The following is a 14,618-nucleotide window of genomic DNA, read 5'->3' on the forward strand; positions in this document are numbered from 1 at the left end:
CAGCAGTCGGGCGATCGGAGGATTGCAAAGCTGCGCATTTGCTTTTATGTATTCGCCCGCAGCTGAGCTCAGGCGTTAGGCAGCACATCGCCCTTCTAAATCGTTCTGATCTTTTGATGCGGTGCCGTCTTCATGTTGCAGTGCTCGTCTTGCTCGGCGCCTTCGGTGGATGCGTACGATACGAGTACGTCTCGCCGGATTGCGGTCCCTTGGTCTTGGATTCAGGCCACTCCCAAATTGCCTGGCAGCACGCCGGGCCACCCGGCCGGATCAGTGGCTGGATCGTGGAACTTCCAAATGGGACGCCTCTACACGAAGCGCAGATCCGCGTTCAAGGCCGAGGCTTTCAGTCGGCGGATGCATCCGGCGCCGTGACTGCGGAGAATGTCCCACCGGGGAACGACACCTTGGTGGTCCGCGCATTCAACCACTCGATGGCGTCGACCGTACTCGATCTTCGCGGAGATACCGGCATCCTATTCATCGCTGTCATGGAGCCGCGATCGATGACTACGGACGGATGTGGTTTCGTTCTGGTGCAGCGTCGGAAACCCTGGTGGAAATTCCTATGAGCGCGCTGCCTAACGTGCGCTGCAGCCGACGGGCGATTTACTGAGTGCGCATGCTTCGCATGCGCTTTTGTTTGACTCGCCCGCAGCTGAGCTGGGGCGTTAGCCAGCAACACACTCCGATGCGATTTCTGGATCACACCTGGACCTGGGACTGGTGCCGCGAGCACGGCTTCCCACTCGATGAGCCTGAAGGACCGGTCGCGCCACGCCTCGCAGCGGATCCCAGTCTCGTGCACCGCGAGCGTCCCGTTCATTCGGCCGCGTCGGATCCAGCGAAGGCGCGCGAACTCGCCGCGCAACTCCGCGCGACTCTCGGCGAATGGGACGAATGTCTCGCTTGGGCAACCGATTGGGACGTGTGGCCCAACGAGGAGAACTGGCCGCGGTACTACGCGTGGCGTGACCGCTTCGGTGAACGCCGCTCGCTTGCCGAGGCACCCGGCCACGTTTTCGACAGCAACGATGTTGCCGAACTCACTGACTTCCTTGCTCACGTCCTCGAATGCGGCTGGGACGTTACACTGCTCCCATCGAGAGGGGGCCGCGCAACCGGACTTCGAGTTAAGACTTCACATGACGAGTGGATAGAGCTACTCTCGGTCGCGCCCATCAGCTTTGGCGTGGCTGCTGGCTAACGAACGCTGAAGCTGACGAGCGATCTATTGATTGCTCGCTTCGCTCCTTTTATTTGACTCGCTCGCAGCTTAGCTGGAGCGTTAGGCGGCTACGACTCCCCTATTGATGACGGAATCACTTCATCCCATCGCTCGGCTTCTTGAGTGGCTGCCCGAATCTGACTTCGCAGTGCTCGAGCATGGGCTGGCGCCGCATGGCCGCGATTACCAGCTGACGGTCGAACACTCCGGCAAACGCCGGCCGGGGCGCTACCGACTTGTTTTCACTCACGTTCCTGAATTCTCACTCGTAACCGAGGTCCGCGATGAGGTTTGGTCGGGGTCCTGGACCGAGGTGTTCACTGACTACGCAGCGTGGGAAAGAAACGCAGAGCCCGAGGGCTACGTCTGGGGCGTGAACTGGTCGCTCGCCTATCCCGGCATCAAGGCGATTGAGCCGTCCCCGAAAGCCGCTGACTGGTCGGATCGTCTGAAGCACACCATGTCCGAGGCCGAACTGACCACAAACCAGTTCCGCCTTCGTCTCGTTTTTCACGAGATTCGGACGCTCCATATCGATGACCACACCGATCTCATCTCGCAGGTCATCATTCCCCTGAAGTAGCTCCTCCTGGCAGCCGCCTAACGAACGTTGAAGCTGACGAACGATTTAAGGATTGCGCATGCTCCGCATGCGCTCTTATTTGATTCGTTCGCAGCTTAACTGGGGCGTTAGGCGGCTATCTCCTCACTCTCGAATGACAGAAGCTGAGCTTCTCGTTGAAGAAGGTAATTCTCGTAAAGACGCCGGCGACCTTCATGGCGCGGAACGCGCCTACCGCGCCGCGATCGCGAGCAGCCCCGAATGGTCGGTTCCCTACTATGACCTGGGCTTGCTCTGCAAATACAGTTGCCGCTGGCAGGAATCGCTCGAGCTCAATGCGCAGGCGTCCAGCCGTGATCCTGACGACGAAGCCGCGTGGTGGAATCTCGGTATTGCCGCAACCGCAGTCGCTGACTGGATCGAGGCGCGGCGCGCGTGGGCCGCGTGCGGCATGGTGGCGCCTCCTGGAGACGGACCGCCAGACTTCGGCTTTGGATTGATCCCTGTTCGCTTGGATCCGGACGATCAGGCGGAAGTCGTCTGGGCCCGGCGCATTGATCCCGCGCGTGCCAGAGTTCTAAGTGTCCCGCTTCCGACCAGCCGGCACAACCACGGCGATGTCGTGCTCACGGATGGCGCTGCAGACGGATACCGCGTCGTCGACGGGAAGGACATCCCCGTACTGAACGTGCTTGCCGTCTTGGAAGCCTCCCGGCTTCGCAAGTACATCATCGAGTTGGCCACGGTCGATTCGGAGAGCATCGACGCGCTGGTCGATCTAGCAGAAGCGAAAGGTGGCGCCGCCGAGAACTGGGGAGCAACGACAAACATTCTCTGCGCACAGTGTAGTCGTGGGACTCCTCACGAACACGATGATCAAGAGGGCGTTCCTGCTCATCCGCATTGTGGGCTCGCCGCTCGCGACCACGCCCACGCCGAGTCAATCATCGAGGCGTGGCTAGTCGGAAGCCCGCGGGCGGATCTCGTGCGCTGGTTTGAGGCCGATGCGCCAGCCGCCTAACGGGCGTTGAAGCCGACGGGCGCTTTAAGGATTGCGCATGCTGCGCATGCGCTCTTAGTTACTCGCCCGCAGCTTAACTTGAGCGTTAGGTCGCTACACGGTTCTCCTTCAATGGCCACCATGTCCGTTCGCATTCGGGACCGTGTGTTCGCAATTCTCGCAGCGTGGTATGGCCTCGGAGGGCTTGCCATCGCGGCGGTGTTGTCAGGTACATGGGTCTCCCGATGGCTCATCGCAGCGGGCGTCTCTCTTGGCATCTCTGGGATTGGCGCGGCGATTGGACTCTGGGCGCGGAAACCCTGGGCTCCGCCGGCGATCACGGCGTTAGGGTTCAGCGGCGCCGCTTTTCCACTCATCGGCATGGCGTGCGCTCGCAATTCAACTCACGATGGGTTCGTCGCAGCGGGCGTCGGTGGGGCAATCTTTCTGCTCATCTGCCTGCTGCTCGCGCGCGCCGCAGGGCAGACATCGCGACCAGCGACCTAACGTGCGCTGAAGCTGTCAAAGCATCGCTATTGAATTGTCGCGGCTGCGCCGCAACTCTTATTTTTGAATGCTTTGCAGCTTAGCTCAGGCGTCAAACGGATACATCGGCAACTCGAATGAGCGAGGAATGGGACTTACTGGTTGGTCGCTTCTCCTCGCGTTCGGCGGCCCGGCCCTCGGCATCGGTGCGATCCTCGCCGATTCCGTTTCCGGCGGCCGTCCTATTTCCAATTGCCGACTGATCATTGGCGGTGCGACCGGTGGCGCAATCACCTGGGGAGTGGGCGGCTGCATTGTCGCCATTGTTCCAGAAGGTGCTTCATTGGTCGGGCCGCTTGCCGTGCTTGCTGGCGGCGTTGTCGGTGCCATCGTGGGCGGCGCGGCATCACTCGCCAGACGCGCCGCACATCGGCATCACGACCGCGCCACCTAACGTGCGCTGCAGCCGACGGCCGATTTAACGATTGTGAATGCTTCGCATTCGCTCTTATTTGATTCGCCCGCAGCGGAGCTGGGACGTTAGGCAGACGATCCAGCCTTCTGTTCCCACAGCGCCAACGTCAATTGCGCGTTTTAGACTTCTTCGCTGGTGCCGGTCGCGTGCTTTCCTGGACTGGTGTTGGGCTGTCGGCCATTGGGGGCGCCTGCGCGGGACTTGGCTATCATGCGGCTCGCACAGCGCCCCGCGAATACGTCGACGCGAGCATGATACCTTACGTGTTGGGATCTGGCGCGCTGGCGGTAGGCATTGTCGCTCTCCTTCTGGGCCTCATCTTTCGGTTGGCCAGTCGCTACTTCGGTTCTCGCGCGCACGCCGCCTAACGCGCGTTGAAGCTGACGGGCGATTTAAGGATTGCGAATGCTGCGCATTCGGCTGTTATTTGACTCGCCTGCAGTTTAACCAGGGCGTTAGGTCGCCACACACTCTCTCCGCTAGCCAGTGTCTCGCACGCGCTTGCGCGCCGTCGCAAACATCTCGCTGCTCACAGCCGTGCTTTTCCGGCTATCGTAGCCGGATACCTCGTGCTCACGCTACGCGACGAGGACATTTCGATCGGCTTCATCTTGGCGATCCTTGCTACCGGAGCAGTGTACGGCGCCGGTGTCGGAGGTATCATCGCGTGAATCGTTGCGCGTTTGCCCGCAACTTGAGCGCCGCTGCATTCCAATCGCGCTCGCCGAGCGAGGCGACGCGCGCCTCAGTGCGCCAGCTCGACGGCGACCGCCCCCGGCATGTTCTACCGGCAACCTAACGATCGTTGAACTTGACGAGCAATCTGCAGATTGCTCGCTACGCTCCCTCTTATTGACTCGCTCGCAAGTTAACGCGGGCGTTAGGCTGACACACCTTTCTATGCCGTTTGAGTACGAGGAAGCTCAATTCCGATTGGGCCTTTTGCCAGGCGAGCAGCTTCCCGACATTGCCTGTGCAATGCTCGATGCAGGATTTGATAGTCAACCAATCCGCGAACTCGCGGGTCTGCATCGCCCGACTCTTCGTGACTCGGCGGAGTTGTTCGAGGCGGCGATCGAAGTGCTTGGACGGCCGGCGCTAAGCCCTGAGCAGGCCAGGTACTACCTGCGTCGCCAAACCCTGACAGCGGTTGCCTCCGGCGACTTGCCGCCACTTGAGGGTGCGCATCGGCTGTGGCGCGTTTGGCATGACACCGGGCAGCCTGACGATCTGTCTGTCTTCATCTACCTAGATGATCTTTGGCAGGACTATCCCGATCGGCGCGAAGCGATCGAGCAGGAAATCGTCGCGACCGCGCGAGCGATCCTGGCATCCGAGCCCCTACCGCCGTCAGCCTAACGAACGCTGAAGCTGACAAAGCATCGCTGTTGATATGTTGCGGCCTCGCCGCAACTGTTATTTGAATCCTTTGCAGCTTAGCTCGGACGTTAGCCGACAACCACACTTTCCGTTTAGCCTAGGCATGAGCGAAGAGATTCCGCGGGCCGCGCTCAATTCGGACGGCACGTTCGGCCCGCACTCGCGACTACGGTGTGCTTGTTGTGGCGCCCCATCACTCGATAGCGATATTCTATTGGATAGCGATACGCTATCAGAACGCGCCGTTATCCTGACCCCCGTCTGTCGGCTGTGCGAGTGGGAGAATCGCGATCCCGGGGCGATCAACACTCCGATGGACGACGGCATTTCGCTCGTGGAGGCGCAGGCGAACTACGATCGCTTCTGTTGGATGTACAATCCGGACGAGCCGCAACCGTGGATGCTATCGCTCCCCTCGAACGAGGAATTCACCGCGCGCCGATCTCTTCGGCAACTATATCGGAGGATTGATCACGCGGAAGAAGGCCACGAGCTCGACGATCTTTGGGGTGAGGCGCGCGTCGCGGAGGCGAGGGTTGAGCGGCTCGTCCAAGCCCGAGAGCGCGCTGTCGATGTGGACACGTCACTATCGGACGAAGACGTCGATCCGTTTGAGATCCAACCGCATGAACGCTGAAGCTGTCGGCATTAGGCGTCAATATCTATCTCGATGAAGCCAAGATACGTCGTCGTCGGATTGGGGTTCTTCTTTCCGTTCCCCCTCGTCGCACAATCGTCGGCGCGTTCGGCCAATGCATCCGCCGAACGCACGGCCCAATCGCTATATCAAGATGTTGAGGCAGCGTTGAGGCAGCGGCAGTTAACACGCCGCGATACAACCGTACATTGCCCGCCCGACAGTCTCGAGGCGCACGGCGCGATATATACTGATCGTCGACAGCGCGTCCGCCTGTTGGACACCGAAGGCGGTACGGACGATCATCTAGAACGAGTGGCCACGTATTTCGACACGGTTGGGCACGCACGCTTTGCTATCGCTCGACGAGGGGCTGTGAACGGCACGCATCAAGAGGAGCGCGTGTACTATGACGAGCATGGTCGCGTCGTTCGTCGCGTGGTTCGGAAAACTCACGGACCTGGTTATCCTTTCGATACCCTTTCCACCGTCCCGCGACTCGCGACATGGATTCGCGATCTGTGTGGCTGACGTCTAACGGACGTTGTAGCTGACAAAGGATCGCGATTGAGTTGTTTGGCGCTCCGCGCCAAACCCTTATTGGAATCCTTTGCAGCTGAACTGGGGCGTTAGCCGGACCATCTGACTTTGGATGAACTGAGAGCAACCCGAGACACGACGGCGCAGCCGAACCTGGTTCTGTCTGCGATTCACGACGCGTTTTCGCGAATGGCGAGAGTCCGTGATTCCGGCCAATCTCCGCGCGGCGGGGGTCTTGCGCGTGACCGCTCGGATCGACGCGCCGGCGTTTGAACTCCGCTTCGAGGGTGGTGAGGGGCGGATGGGCACGGTGCGGCTTCGCGGCGAGGTTCTCCCGCACGGCAACGGGGCCGTCGTCAAACTCCGCGTGACTCGCACTGCGACTGCTCGACCGGCTGCCATCGCCCTCGCCGCCTTCGGATTGTTCAGCATTGTACGAGGCGACTCTAACGGCTGGTTTCTCCTGATCCTCGCGGTCCCAATCGGCGCACTCGGATGGTTCCAACTCGGAACTGTTCCCGACTGGATGGTGCCGCGCGCCAACTATCTTCGCCTTCGCCTTTACGAGGTGCTCGATCGCCTCGAACATCCCACCGATTAGTCCGGTGACGCGGCCGGCTAACGAACGCTGCAGCTGACAAAGGATCGCTATCGAATCGTTGCGGCTTCGCCGCAACTCCTATTTGAATCCTTTGCAGCTTAGCTCGCGCGTTAGACGACAACCGGGGTTTGTCGCAAATCATGAGAATATCCTATCTGGCCGCTGCCATCGCCTGCATGCTATCGACGTCCACAAGCGCACTCGCACAATCCCGATCCGCTCCGCCAACCGCTCGCATCGAGCGGCATCGACTCGATCTCGATGGCGACGGCCTTCGCGACGAGATCATCGTGCATCCGACCACGCATCCGGACGGTCCGGGCGCGTATGATCGATTGGAGCTACGGCTTTCGCGCGCGGGCAAGCATGTCTTAACCGGAAACTGGGACGCTGCATCACCGGGAGATCAGAGCCTCCTCGGCAACCTGATACAGTCTCGCGTCGTCTTTGTTGGGCGATTTCCCGGCGCTGGCACGCTGGTCTTTCTTTTCGGCGAAGATCTCGGCTGCTGTGCCCAAGGCCTGGACGTGTACCGCGTTACCCAACGAGGTGTCGAGAAGTACTTCAGCCGACCGCAGTTCGTTTTCTTGCAGCCGCTCAACCTATCAGCAGCGCGAGCTCCGTCGCTTGTCGGTCAGGAGGGGCTCTCCGAGACGGCCGGCACTTCCGCCCCAGACGCCGAGGTCGCAGGTTCCTACGAGCCAGTGCTTGTTTTTCGCCTCGCTGAGCGACCGCAACTTGATACCGCAGCGACGGCGAGGGCAACGCGCGCGGCACTCGGCGGCTTCGCCGGGCTGTCGTCTCGCACGGACGTGATGGCAGTGATACGGCGAGACAAATCCCGGTATCTCTGGGACGAAGCCAATAAGCGCCGGATTCCATAGGGCCGTCCCCAAGCGCCTGTCGTCTAACGTGCGCTGCCGCTGACGGGCGCGGTGGGCAACGCGTTCGCGCGGTTCTACTTCGATTTCGAGCACGGCCAGTATCTAAAGGATTACGCGCGGGCTCTGCAGCGCACACTACCGTCTGAGTTTCATGTGGTGTATTCGGAGGCGAATTACCGGGGGCTCCGGGCGGTCATCGGCGCGCGATACGCGGCCTGGAAGTCGGCATCTCGACCGTGACGTCTAACGAACATTGCAGCTGACAAGCGATTTAAGAATTGCGCATGCTTCGCATGCACTCTTATTTGACTCGCCTGCAGCTGAACTCAGGCGGTACGCTGCCACATAGTGACGAATCCTTGGAAGGAACAACAACGTGGGACTTCGAACCGCAGCGAACGCCCCCTCCGATTTTGATTTCGCCGTCGGCGATTGGCAGGTAAGACACCGCCGTCTTCGAGAAAGGCTCGTAGGCTGTACTGACTGGGTCGAATTCGATGGCGAGATGTCGACCCAAAAGGTCCTGGGCGGGTACGGCAACGTAGAAGACAACCTGCTCCATCTTCCGGATGGGTCGTATCGGGCAATCGCATTGCGCTCGTTCGACCCGCGTAGCGGGCAATGGTCCATCTGGTGGCTTGATGCGCGAGCGCCTGGTCAAATCGACGTGCCGGTTGTGGGCTCGTTCGACGAAGGTGTCGGCACGTTCTACGCCGATGACACGCTTAACGGTGCGCCGATCCGAATTCGTTTCAACTGGTTCACTGCGGACCTCACCAACCCGCGATGGGAGCAAGCATTTTCAGGCGATGCCGGCACCAGCTGGGAAATCAACTGGACCATGGATTTTCGTCGGGCCGGCGCGCGGCTATAGGTCTCGCGCTGCCGCCGGCGCAGTTCGGAGTCCCTTGCGTCAAGCGCCTAACGAACGTTGAAGCTGCCAAAGGATCGCTATTGATGGTGCGCGATTGCTCGCGCACTCGTATTAGAATTCTTTGCAGCTGAATTTGAGCGTTAGGCCAGCGCAATGTCCCGCTCGGCATGCACGACGGTTCTCATCGTCACGAGGCGCTGCGTCGCCTCGGCAAGTCGCACCTTTGGACTTTGATCTGGTGCAACAGTGAGGCGGATTTCGACGAAGCGCGACCGCTGCATGGCCCCCGTGTACCTGCGCGCTAACGAACGCTGAAGCGAGGGCGACTATTTTGTCGCCCAGGGCGCGGTGCAATCCCACCGCGCACTTTTGTGTCGGCGCATATAGTGTTCGTCTCCAGCTCCGATCAGGGACGCGCGGTCGGGTCCGAGCGATGCGCGTCGCTCTATTTCGCGAGCAACTGGGCGTGGATACGACGGAGGTAGACACGTGGAGGCAACGCGCTTGTTTCGGCATATTGCGCGCGACAACAGGCAGCGACATGTCCGGAACGATCCGCACTGGCGCGGGATGGCCTTCGTCCTCGACGTGGCCCGTTATGGCCTGGTGCCCCAATTTTTAGTCGCCCACGCCTCGGCGGGCGGTTCGTTGCCGGTCACAAGTGATTTTAAGGATCGCGAATGCTTTGCATTCGCTTCTCAACCATGAAACCTCGCCGACTGCAGGCTCTACGAATCTCGCTCCTCGCGCTCGGAATCGTCTGCATGGCGCTCGGCCCTTTGATGCTCATTTGGCCAGCGGGGTGGAGGTGGGAACCTCACCACCCTCGCTATGAGCAGATGATAGTCGGCATTTACTTCACGCTTGGGATCTTCCTGCTGATCGCCGCGCGAGACCCCCTCCGTCATCTCAGCCTAATCTGGTTCGCCATCTGGTCGAGTTTCGTGCACGGAACCGTCATGGCGGTTCAAGCGCTCTCGGGTTCGCAGGATCACGGTCACCTCGTCGCCGACGTTCCTGCGCTATTCATCGCGGCCGCGGTTTTGGCCATCTTAACGCCGCGAAGAGCGCCCAAGCCGCCTAGCGAACAATGACGCTGTCAACGGGCCATTAAATGGTGGTCGCCCCACGAGCACTCTTATATGATTCTCTTACAGCTTACGTAGAGCATTGGGCGAGCGGAGGCCACGCGAATGTTGGAGTCGATTGGCGACGCTCTTGTGATTTTCCTCGAGATCTTTGGGTGGATGATTGATTTCACCCGTCGGCCCGAGAAGGCATCGCTCGATGAGCAAGACTCGGCGCCGGGGGATACTGATCCGAATTCACCGGACCGTCGCTCGCGACCTCCGAGATCCGCTCACTAACCCAACGCTGCAACCGCCGAGCGCCGGAGCTGCGCGTTAGGTAGCCACATTTGAAGTACGGATGAAAGGCAGAACAGCGATGACGTTACACTCTCGGAATCTCGCCACGATATCGTTGCCAGCCCTTGCGAATGCACTGCAGGATCAGGGTCTTCAACTCGATGCGATTAGCGCGGATGTCGTTCGATGCCACGTGCCTGCCAACCCGGCGGCGGGTCGCTTCACGCTCGTAAACTGGATGCGAGCGGGCGAATTGGTCATTCAACGGCGGCACGAGCGATTGATAGTTCGGACAATCCCGGCATTCTCGCGTCTCTGGGTCAGCGCGGCCGGAATAGGCGTCACAGCCTTCGGGCTCGTGCCCGGCGCAGTTGTTGAGCGGTTCGTATTCGCCCTCGGTTTCGCCGGCGCCGTGTTCGCCGTGCAGTATGCATGGGCCGCGACGACGGTGCCGCCGTCAGTATTGCGCGCAATAGAGACGCTCATTGCACCGGAGTGAGCGGCGGGAGTTCGATGCACCGGCCACTCTATTCGAGTCGTGACTGACGCGGCTTGGATACTCGTTGCGCTGGGCACTGCCGGCTTGGCCTTTCTCGTTCGGGCTCACGTTCTTCGCCGCTTCGGCCGGCATCGATGGGGACGGTTCGCGAGTGAGCTCATTGGCTGGTACGGATACTTTCTCGCGCTCGCAATCGGCATCATTGAGACGAACGGCGGCTGGCACACCGGGCGAGGATCAAATGTCGAGTTCCGTTCGACGTGGTCCGGAGAGGGGCTATTCTACCTCTTCATCGCGTCGGTAGTCGCCGTTTTCAGCTTCAGCCAACTTGAACGGCGCGGGCGCTCCTGGCTGGGAGATGAACAGGTGCTCCGGTTTCCTCCGACGTACATCGCCGAGGTACTTGATGCTGAGGCGGAATCGACGCCCGAACGATGCCGCCAAATGGCGAAGCGCCTCCGTAAGCGTGCGCGCAGGAGTGGCCAACCCCTTCCTGAGGCACTTGCGGAGTTTGTGCATCGACATCTCGATCGCACGGTCTAACGTCCGCTGCAGGTGCCGAGCAATTTAAGGATTGTGAATACTGCGCATTCACTCCTATTTGATTCGCCTGCGACTAAGCTCGGGCGTCAGACAGGCAAACAAGCCACTCAAAGGCGACCTCATGAACGAATCAAGCAACTATGCCGTTGGATGGGGCACGTTGGCGTTGATCAACGCAGGCCTAGCGCAATCACGGCGACGATCCGGAGTGAATTGGTTTCTGCTGTCGTTGCTCCTTGGACCGATTGCCACGTTGCTGTTGGTGTCTGCATTCCGGACGCCGCCAACGTGATATCCGCACCCCGACGCTTCCACGCGCGCCCATTGGCCAGAACGGGCGGATCGTCAGTTCGGTCGGCGCAAGAAGCCTCGGGTGATCGGACGATTCGCCTACCGCCGCCGCCAGTCGCGGTCGGCGACTAGGCGAGCTAAGGATGGCGCGCGGCTCCGCCGCGCGCTCTCTTTGGTTCGCCCCGAAGGTGACCTAGGGCCTTAGGCCTCACCGCGCTACTCTAAAGGGGGGAGTCTCCGTGCCAGCGGTCGTCGAGGCCGGTGACGAACTCTCCGCCCTCGAGCTTGGGGGGTGTTCGAAGACGATCGGCACACGGGCGTACTCCGCACGGTGGACCGGAACGCTCCCCGAACTGAGTCCCTGGTCAACCAACGAGTAGACCGGACCACAACGCAGTGTCACGCTGCACGCTGAACGAGGCGCATGGCTGAAATCACCGAAACCCTCTCCATCGCGCTCGCCGACCGCTACCGCATCGAGCGCCGACTCGGCGAAGGCGGCACGGCCACCGTTTATCTCGCCGAGGATCTGAAGCACGACCGCAAAGTTGCGCTGAAGGTCCTGCGGCCCGAGCTCGCCGCGGCCCTCGGCGCCGACCGGTTCGTGCAGGAGATCAAGACCACTGCACAACTCCAGCACCCGCACATTCTGCCGTTGTACGACAGCGGCAGCACCACGACGGTGCACGGCAGCACGGGGTTCTTGTACTACGTCATGCCGTACATCCAGGGCGAAACGCTCAGAGAAAAGCTCAACCGCGAGCAGCAGCTCGGTATCGACGAGGCGGTGAGGATCACCACGGAGGTAGCGGCTGCATTACAGTATGCGCATGAGCAAGGTGTTATTCATCGGGACATCAAACCCGAAAACATCCTCTTGCGCGACGGTCGCGCGATCGTCGCAGACTTCGGAATTGCGCTGGCGGTGAGCGCCGCGGCCGGCGGCCGGATGACGGAGACGGGGTTGTCGTTGGGCACGCCGCACTACATGTCGCCAGAGCAAGCGACGGCGGAGAAGCACATCACCAGCCGCTCGGACATCTACTCGCTCGGCTCCGTACTGTTCGAATCGCTGACGGGCGAGGCGCCGCACACCGGCTCGTCGGCGCAGATGATCATCATGAAGATCGTGACCGACGTAGCCCGGCCGGTCAGAGAACTGCGCAAGGCGGTACCACCGCACGTCGCGGCAGCGGTAGCGAGATCCCTGGAGAAGCTACCAGCGGACCGTTTCGACAGCGCAAAAGCGTTTTCCGAAGCGCTTCATAATCCCGCTTTCACGGTGCCCGTCGCGGGTGCCACGAACATCGGCGTCGCGCGCTTCGCTTCCCGACGGATCGCGCTGCCTGCGTTGATCGCCGTCACCATGCTGATCGGCGCGTTGGCCATCTGGGGTTGGGTTCGCCCGAGTCGAACGACATCCGTCGCCCGTTATCTCACCACACTGGGCGCTGCCGGTAACCTCGACGGACTCACGTTCGCGGTCGAGGCAGCGCTCTCACCCGACGGAGCGTCTTTAGTATTTCGTGATCCGTTGACGGGGCCGGGACAACTCTACATCAAGGGCCGCGACGAAGTGGCCGCGCACCCGCTCGCCGGCACGGAAGGTGGCTCTGGACCTTTCTTCTCGCCCGACGGTGCGTGGATCGGATTCGTCGCAAACGGCCAACTGCGGCGGATCCCGAGCACGGGCGGAACGTCCCTGAAGCTCGCGGATTCAGTCGACGCGACCTTCAATCGTGGAGCGTGGCTGGAAGACGGTTCGATCGTGTACTACGACATCGGCGGCCACGCGCTTCGTCGCGTGCGCTCCGGAGAACCCACGTCGAAGGTGATCGTTTCATCCGCGATGGTCGGCGACCGCTACCCGTGGTTGCCCACACCACTCCCGTCCTCGCGCGGCTTCCTGTTCTCGGCACACATGACGACGTGCGTGGGGAGCGTCAGTTGTCGTCCGAGCCGAGTGTACGTGTACGACGCGCGGCGGGATACGGTTCGGGCGCTGTTCGATGATGCCATCGGTGCCTGGTACGTTCCCTCCGGACACGTGCTGTACCTGACGAGCTCCGGCACTCTCATGGCTGCGCCGTGGGACAATTCGGCGCTTGCCCCGAGCGGGAAGCCGGTGCCTGTGCTCGACGGAGTTCAGGCTCCGGGATTCTTAGTCTCGGGCGACGGAACCGCATATTATCTACTGGGCCGCCAGGAATTCGCGCCTGGGCCAGTGCCAAATGCCGCCCTGGTGTGGGTGAATCGAACGGGGCAGGTCGAGCCGGTGGATTCCTCGTGGCACGTGAATACGGGAGGAACGTACGCCGGCCCTATAGAGAATGACTGGGGACTTGCACTGTCGCCGGACGGACGCCGCATCGCACTCACGCAGCTGACTGAGCTTGGCACTGATATCTGGATCAAGCAGTTGCCGACTGGGCCGGTGTCGAGGCTCACGTTGCACCCCGGCGAGGATCGATCGCCCGCTTGGACGCCAGACGGACGATCCATCACGTTTCTCTCGGACCGGCCCACTCCGACCGGCACGACTCGGCCGGCGAAATCGTTCAACGTCTGGGAGCAGCCCGCCGACGGCACCGGAGAACCAAAGCTCCTCTGGGCGAAGGACGGTCCGACTGACGCGTTCTCGAGTCCTGACGGCCGGTGGATCGTGCTCGGCGAAACCAAATCGGCCGGGACTTCGGTACAGGGAGACATCCTCGCAGCGCACCCAGGAACCGATAGCGCGGCGCGCGCGATCGTGGCAACGGGATTCGACGAAAGGGCCGCGGCGCTATCGCCGGATTCCCATTGGATAGCGTACGTGTCGAACGAGCAGGGCACGAATGAGGTGTTCGTCCGCCCATTCCCCGATGTGAGCGGCGGCAAGTGGCAAGTTTCAAGGGGCGGTGGCAGTGCTCCGCTCTGGGCGCACAACGGGCACGAGCTGTTCTTCGTCGCTGGCGGGAAGATGAACGCAGTGAGGATCAATCCGGGTCCGCCCTTTTCGGCGGAGCCGCCCCGCGTGCTATTCGCGGTGCCCGCTGGAGTCCGCTACGGCTCCCTTTCTCCGGGCACGTTTGCGATCACGCCTGATGATCAGCGTTTTCTGATGGTGCGAGATAACAGCTGGGCCGAGATGGCGGGGACGCCGAAGCTCGTGGTCGTGCAAAACTTCTTCGACGAGCTGCGCGCGAAGTTGAAGCGGCGATGAACAGCGTCGCCACCAAATGACGATGGAGACTCTAGCTTGGTTGGGG

At 61.2% G+C, this 14,618-nt stretch carries 17 protein-coding genes; 16 read left to right on the forward strand and 1 reads right to left on the reverse strand.

What is annotated here, in order from left to right; genetic code table 11:
• Positions 1–691: 691 nt before the first annotated feature.
• The 11 genes from AC6H4Z_RS21000 (at position 692) to AC6H4Z_RS21050 (ending at position 8,667) form a co-directional block, all read left to right on the forward strand.
• A complete protein-coding gene (locus AC6H4Z_RS21000) occupies positions 692–1,207 on the forward strand; it encodes a hypothetical protein (protein WP_497543922.1) in 516 nt (171 codons plus the stop codon).
• A gap of 106 nt (positions 1,208–1,313) precedes the next feature.
• The gene (locus AC6H4Z_RS21005) at positions 1,314–1,811 is read left to right on the forward strand and encodes a YxiG-like protein (protein ID WP_497543923.1); all 498 of its coding nucleotides are present in this window, start codon (positions 1,314–1,316) and stop codon (positions 1,809–1,811) included.
• Positions 1,812–1,944: 133 nt separating this feature from the next.
• Positions 1,945–2,811 carry a tetratricopeptide repeat protein gene (locus AC6H4Z_RS21010; RefSeq protein WP_497543924.1) on the forward strand — a complete coding sequence of 289 codons (867 nt, stop codon included), beginning with the start codon at positions 1,945–1,947 and terminating at the stop codon, positions 2,809–2,811.
• Between the two features lie 111 nt (positions 2,812–2,922).
• A complete protein-coding gene (locus AC6H4Z_RS21015) occupies positions 2,923–3,297 on the forward strand; it encodes a hypothetical protein (RefSeq protein WP_497543925.1) in 375 nt (124 codons plus the stop codon).
• Between the two features lie 127 nt (positions 3,298–3,424).
• Positions 3,425–3,730 (forward strand): hypothetical protein, encoded by a 306-nt coding sequence (locus tag AC6H4Z_RS21020; protein WP_497543926.1) that lies wholly within the window; start codon positions 3,425–3,427, stop codon positions 3,728–3,730.
• Between the two features lie 999 nt (positions 3,731–4,729).
• The gene (locus tag AC6H4Z_RS21025; protein ID WP_497543927.1) at positions 4,730–5,110 is read left to right on the forward strand and encodes a hypothetical protein; all 381 of its coding nucleotides are present in this window, start codon (positions 4,730–4,732) and stop codon (positions 5,108–5,110) included.
• A 334-nt stretch (positions 5,111–5,444) separates the two neighbouring features.
• Positions 5,445–5,768 carry a hypothetical protein gene (locus AC6H4Z_RS21030; RefSeq protein WP_497543928.1) on the forward strand — a complete coding sequence of 108 codons (324 nt, stop codon included), beginning with the start codon at positions 5,445–5,447 and terminating at the stop codon, positions 5,766–5,768.
• 742 nt (positions 5,769–6,510) lie between these two features.
• On the forward strand, positions 6,511–6,909 hold the full coding sequence (locus AC6H4Z_RS21035; protein WP_497543929.1) for a hypothetical protein: 399 nt from the start codon (positions 6,511–6,513) through the stop codon (positions 6,907–6,909).
• Between the two features lie 140 nt (positions 6,910–7,049).
• Entirely contained in the window at positions 7,050–7,793 is a 744-nt protein-coding gene (locus AC6H4Z_RS21040) for a hypothetical protein (RefSeq protein ID WP_497543930.1), read from the forward strand.
• A 51-nt stretch (positions 7,794–7,844) separates the two neighbouring features.
• Positions 7,845–8,033, forward strand: a complete 189-nt coding sequence (locus tag AC6H4Z_RS21045) for a DUF7832 domain-containing protein (protein ID WP_497543931.1) — start codon at positions 7,845–7,847, stop codon at positions 8,031–8,033.
• 136 nt (positions 8,034–8,169) lie between these two features.
• Entirely contained in the window at positions 8,170–8,667 is a 498-nt protein-coding gene (locus AC6H4Z_RS21050; protein WP_497543932.1) for a DUF1579 domain-containing protein, read from the forward strand.
• Positions 8,668–8,807: 140 nt separating this feature from the next.
• Here the strand turns inward: AC6H4Z_RS21050 and AC6H4Z_RS21055 are convergent, their stop codons facing one another.
• Positions 8,808–8,948, reverse strand: coding sequence for a hypothetical protein (locus AC6H4Z_RS21055; RefSeq protein WP_497543933.1), 141 nt, complete (start codon positions 8,946–8,948; stop codon positions 8,808–8,810).
• Positions 8,949–9,371: 423 nt separating this feature from the next.
• Between AC6H4Z_RS21055 and AC6H4Z_RS21060 the strand changes: the two genes are divergently transcribed.
• The 5 genes from AC6H4Z_RS21060 to AC6H4Z_RS21080 all read left to right on the forward strand — a co-directional run bounded on the left by AC6H4Z_RS21060 (position 9,372) and on the right by AC6H4Z_RS21080 (position 14,572).
• The gene (locus tag AC6H4Z_RS21060) at positions 9,372–9,761 is read left to right on the forward strand and encodes a DUF6632 domain-containing protein (RefSeq protein WP_497543934.1); all 390 of its coding nucleotides are present in this window, start codon (positions 9,372–9,374) and stop codon (positions 9,759–9,761) included.
• Positions 9,762–10,113: 352 nt separating this feature from the next.
• The gene (locus AC6H4Z_RS21065; RefSeq protein WP_497543935.1) at positions 10,114–10,533 is read left to right on the forward strand and encodes a hypothetical protein; all 420 of its coding nucleotides are present in this window, start codon (positions 10,114–10,116) and stop codon (positions 10,531–10,533) included.
• 39 nt (positions 10,534–10,572) lie between these two features.
• Positions 10,573–11,076, forward strand: coding sequence for a hypothetical protein (locus AC6H4Z_RS21070; protein ID WP_497543936.1), 504 nt, complete (start codon positions 10,573–10,575; stop codon positions 11,074–11,076).
• A gap of 121 nt (positions 11,077–11,197) precedes the next feature.
• On the forward strand, positions 11,198–11,368 hold the full coding sequence (locus AC6H4Z_RS21075; RefSeq protein WP_497543937.1) for a hypothetical protein: 171 nt from the start codon (positions 11,198–11,200) through the stop codon (positions 11,366–11,368).
• A 423-nt stretch (positions 11,369–11,791) separates the two neighbouring features.
• Complete coding sequence (locus tag AC6H4Z_RS21080) at positions 11,792–14,572, forward strand: protein kinase domain-containing protein (RefSeq protein WP_497543938.1); 2,781 nt, start codon at positions 11,792–11,794, stop codon at positions 14,570–14,572.
• The last annotated feature ends 46 nt before the right edge of the window (positions 14,573–14,618 follow it).

It is taken from the genome of Leucogemmata humicola, assembly GCF_055379415.1.

Bases quoted from the DNA above. Each gene is read 5' to 3' on its own strand.
- AC6H4Z_RS21000 (WP_497543922.1), top strand. From the start codon at position 692: ATGCGATTTCTGGATCACACCTGGACCTGGGACTGGTGCCGCGAGCAC.
- AC6H4Z_RS21005 (WP_497543923.1), top strand. From the start codon at position 1,314: ATGACGGAATCACTTCATCCCATCGCTCGGCTTCTTGAGTGGCTGCCC.
- AC6H4Z_RS21010 (WP_497543924.1), top strand. From the start codon at position 1,945: ATGACAGAAGCTGAGCTTCTCGTTGAAGAAGGTAATTCTCGTAAAGAC.
- AC6H4Z_RS21015 (WP_497543925.1), top strand. From the start codon at position 2,923: ATGGCCACCATGTCCGTTCGCATTCGGGACCGTGTGTTCGCAATTCTC.
- AC6H4Z_RS21020 (WP_497543926.1), top strand. From the start codon at position 3,425: ATGGGACTTACTGGTTGGTCGCTTCTCCTCGCGTTCGGCGGCCCGGCC.
- AC6H4Z_RS21025 (WP_497543927.1), top strand. From the start codon at position 4,730: ATGCTCGATGCAGGATTTGATAGTCAACCAATCCGCGAACTCGCGGGT.
- AC6H4Z_RS21030 (WP_497543928.1), top strand. From the start codon at position 5,445: ATGGACGACGGCATTTCGCTCGTGGAGGCGCAGGCGAACTACGATCGC.
- AC6H4Z_RS21040 (WP_497543930.1), top strand. From the start codon at position 7,050: ATGAGAATATCCTATCTGGCCGCTGCCATCGCCTGCATGCTATCGACG.
- AC6H4Z_RS21055 (WP_497543933.1), bottom strand. From the start codon at position 8,948: ATGCAGCGGTCGCGCTTCGTCGAAATCCGCCTCACTGTTGCACCAGAT.
- AC6H4Z_RS21060 (WP_497543934.1), top strand. From the start codon at position 9,372: ATGAAACCTCGCCGACTGCAGGCTCTACGAATCTCGCTCCTCGCGCTC.
- AC6H4Z_RS21065 (WP_497543935.1), top strand. From the start codon at position 10,114: ATGACGTTACACTCTCGGAATCTCGCCACGATATCGTTGCCAGCCCTT.
- AC6H4Z_RS21075 (WP_497543937.1), top strand. From the start codon at position 11,198: ATGAACGAATCAAGCAACTATGCCGTTGGATGGGGCACGTTGGCGTTG.
- AC6H4Z_RS21080 (WP_497543938.1), top strand. From the start codon at position 11,792: ATGGCTGAAATCACCGAAACCCTCTCCATCGCGCTCGCCGACCGCTAC.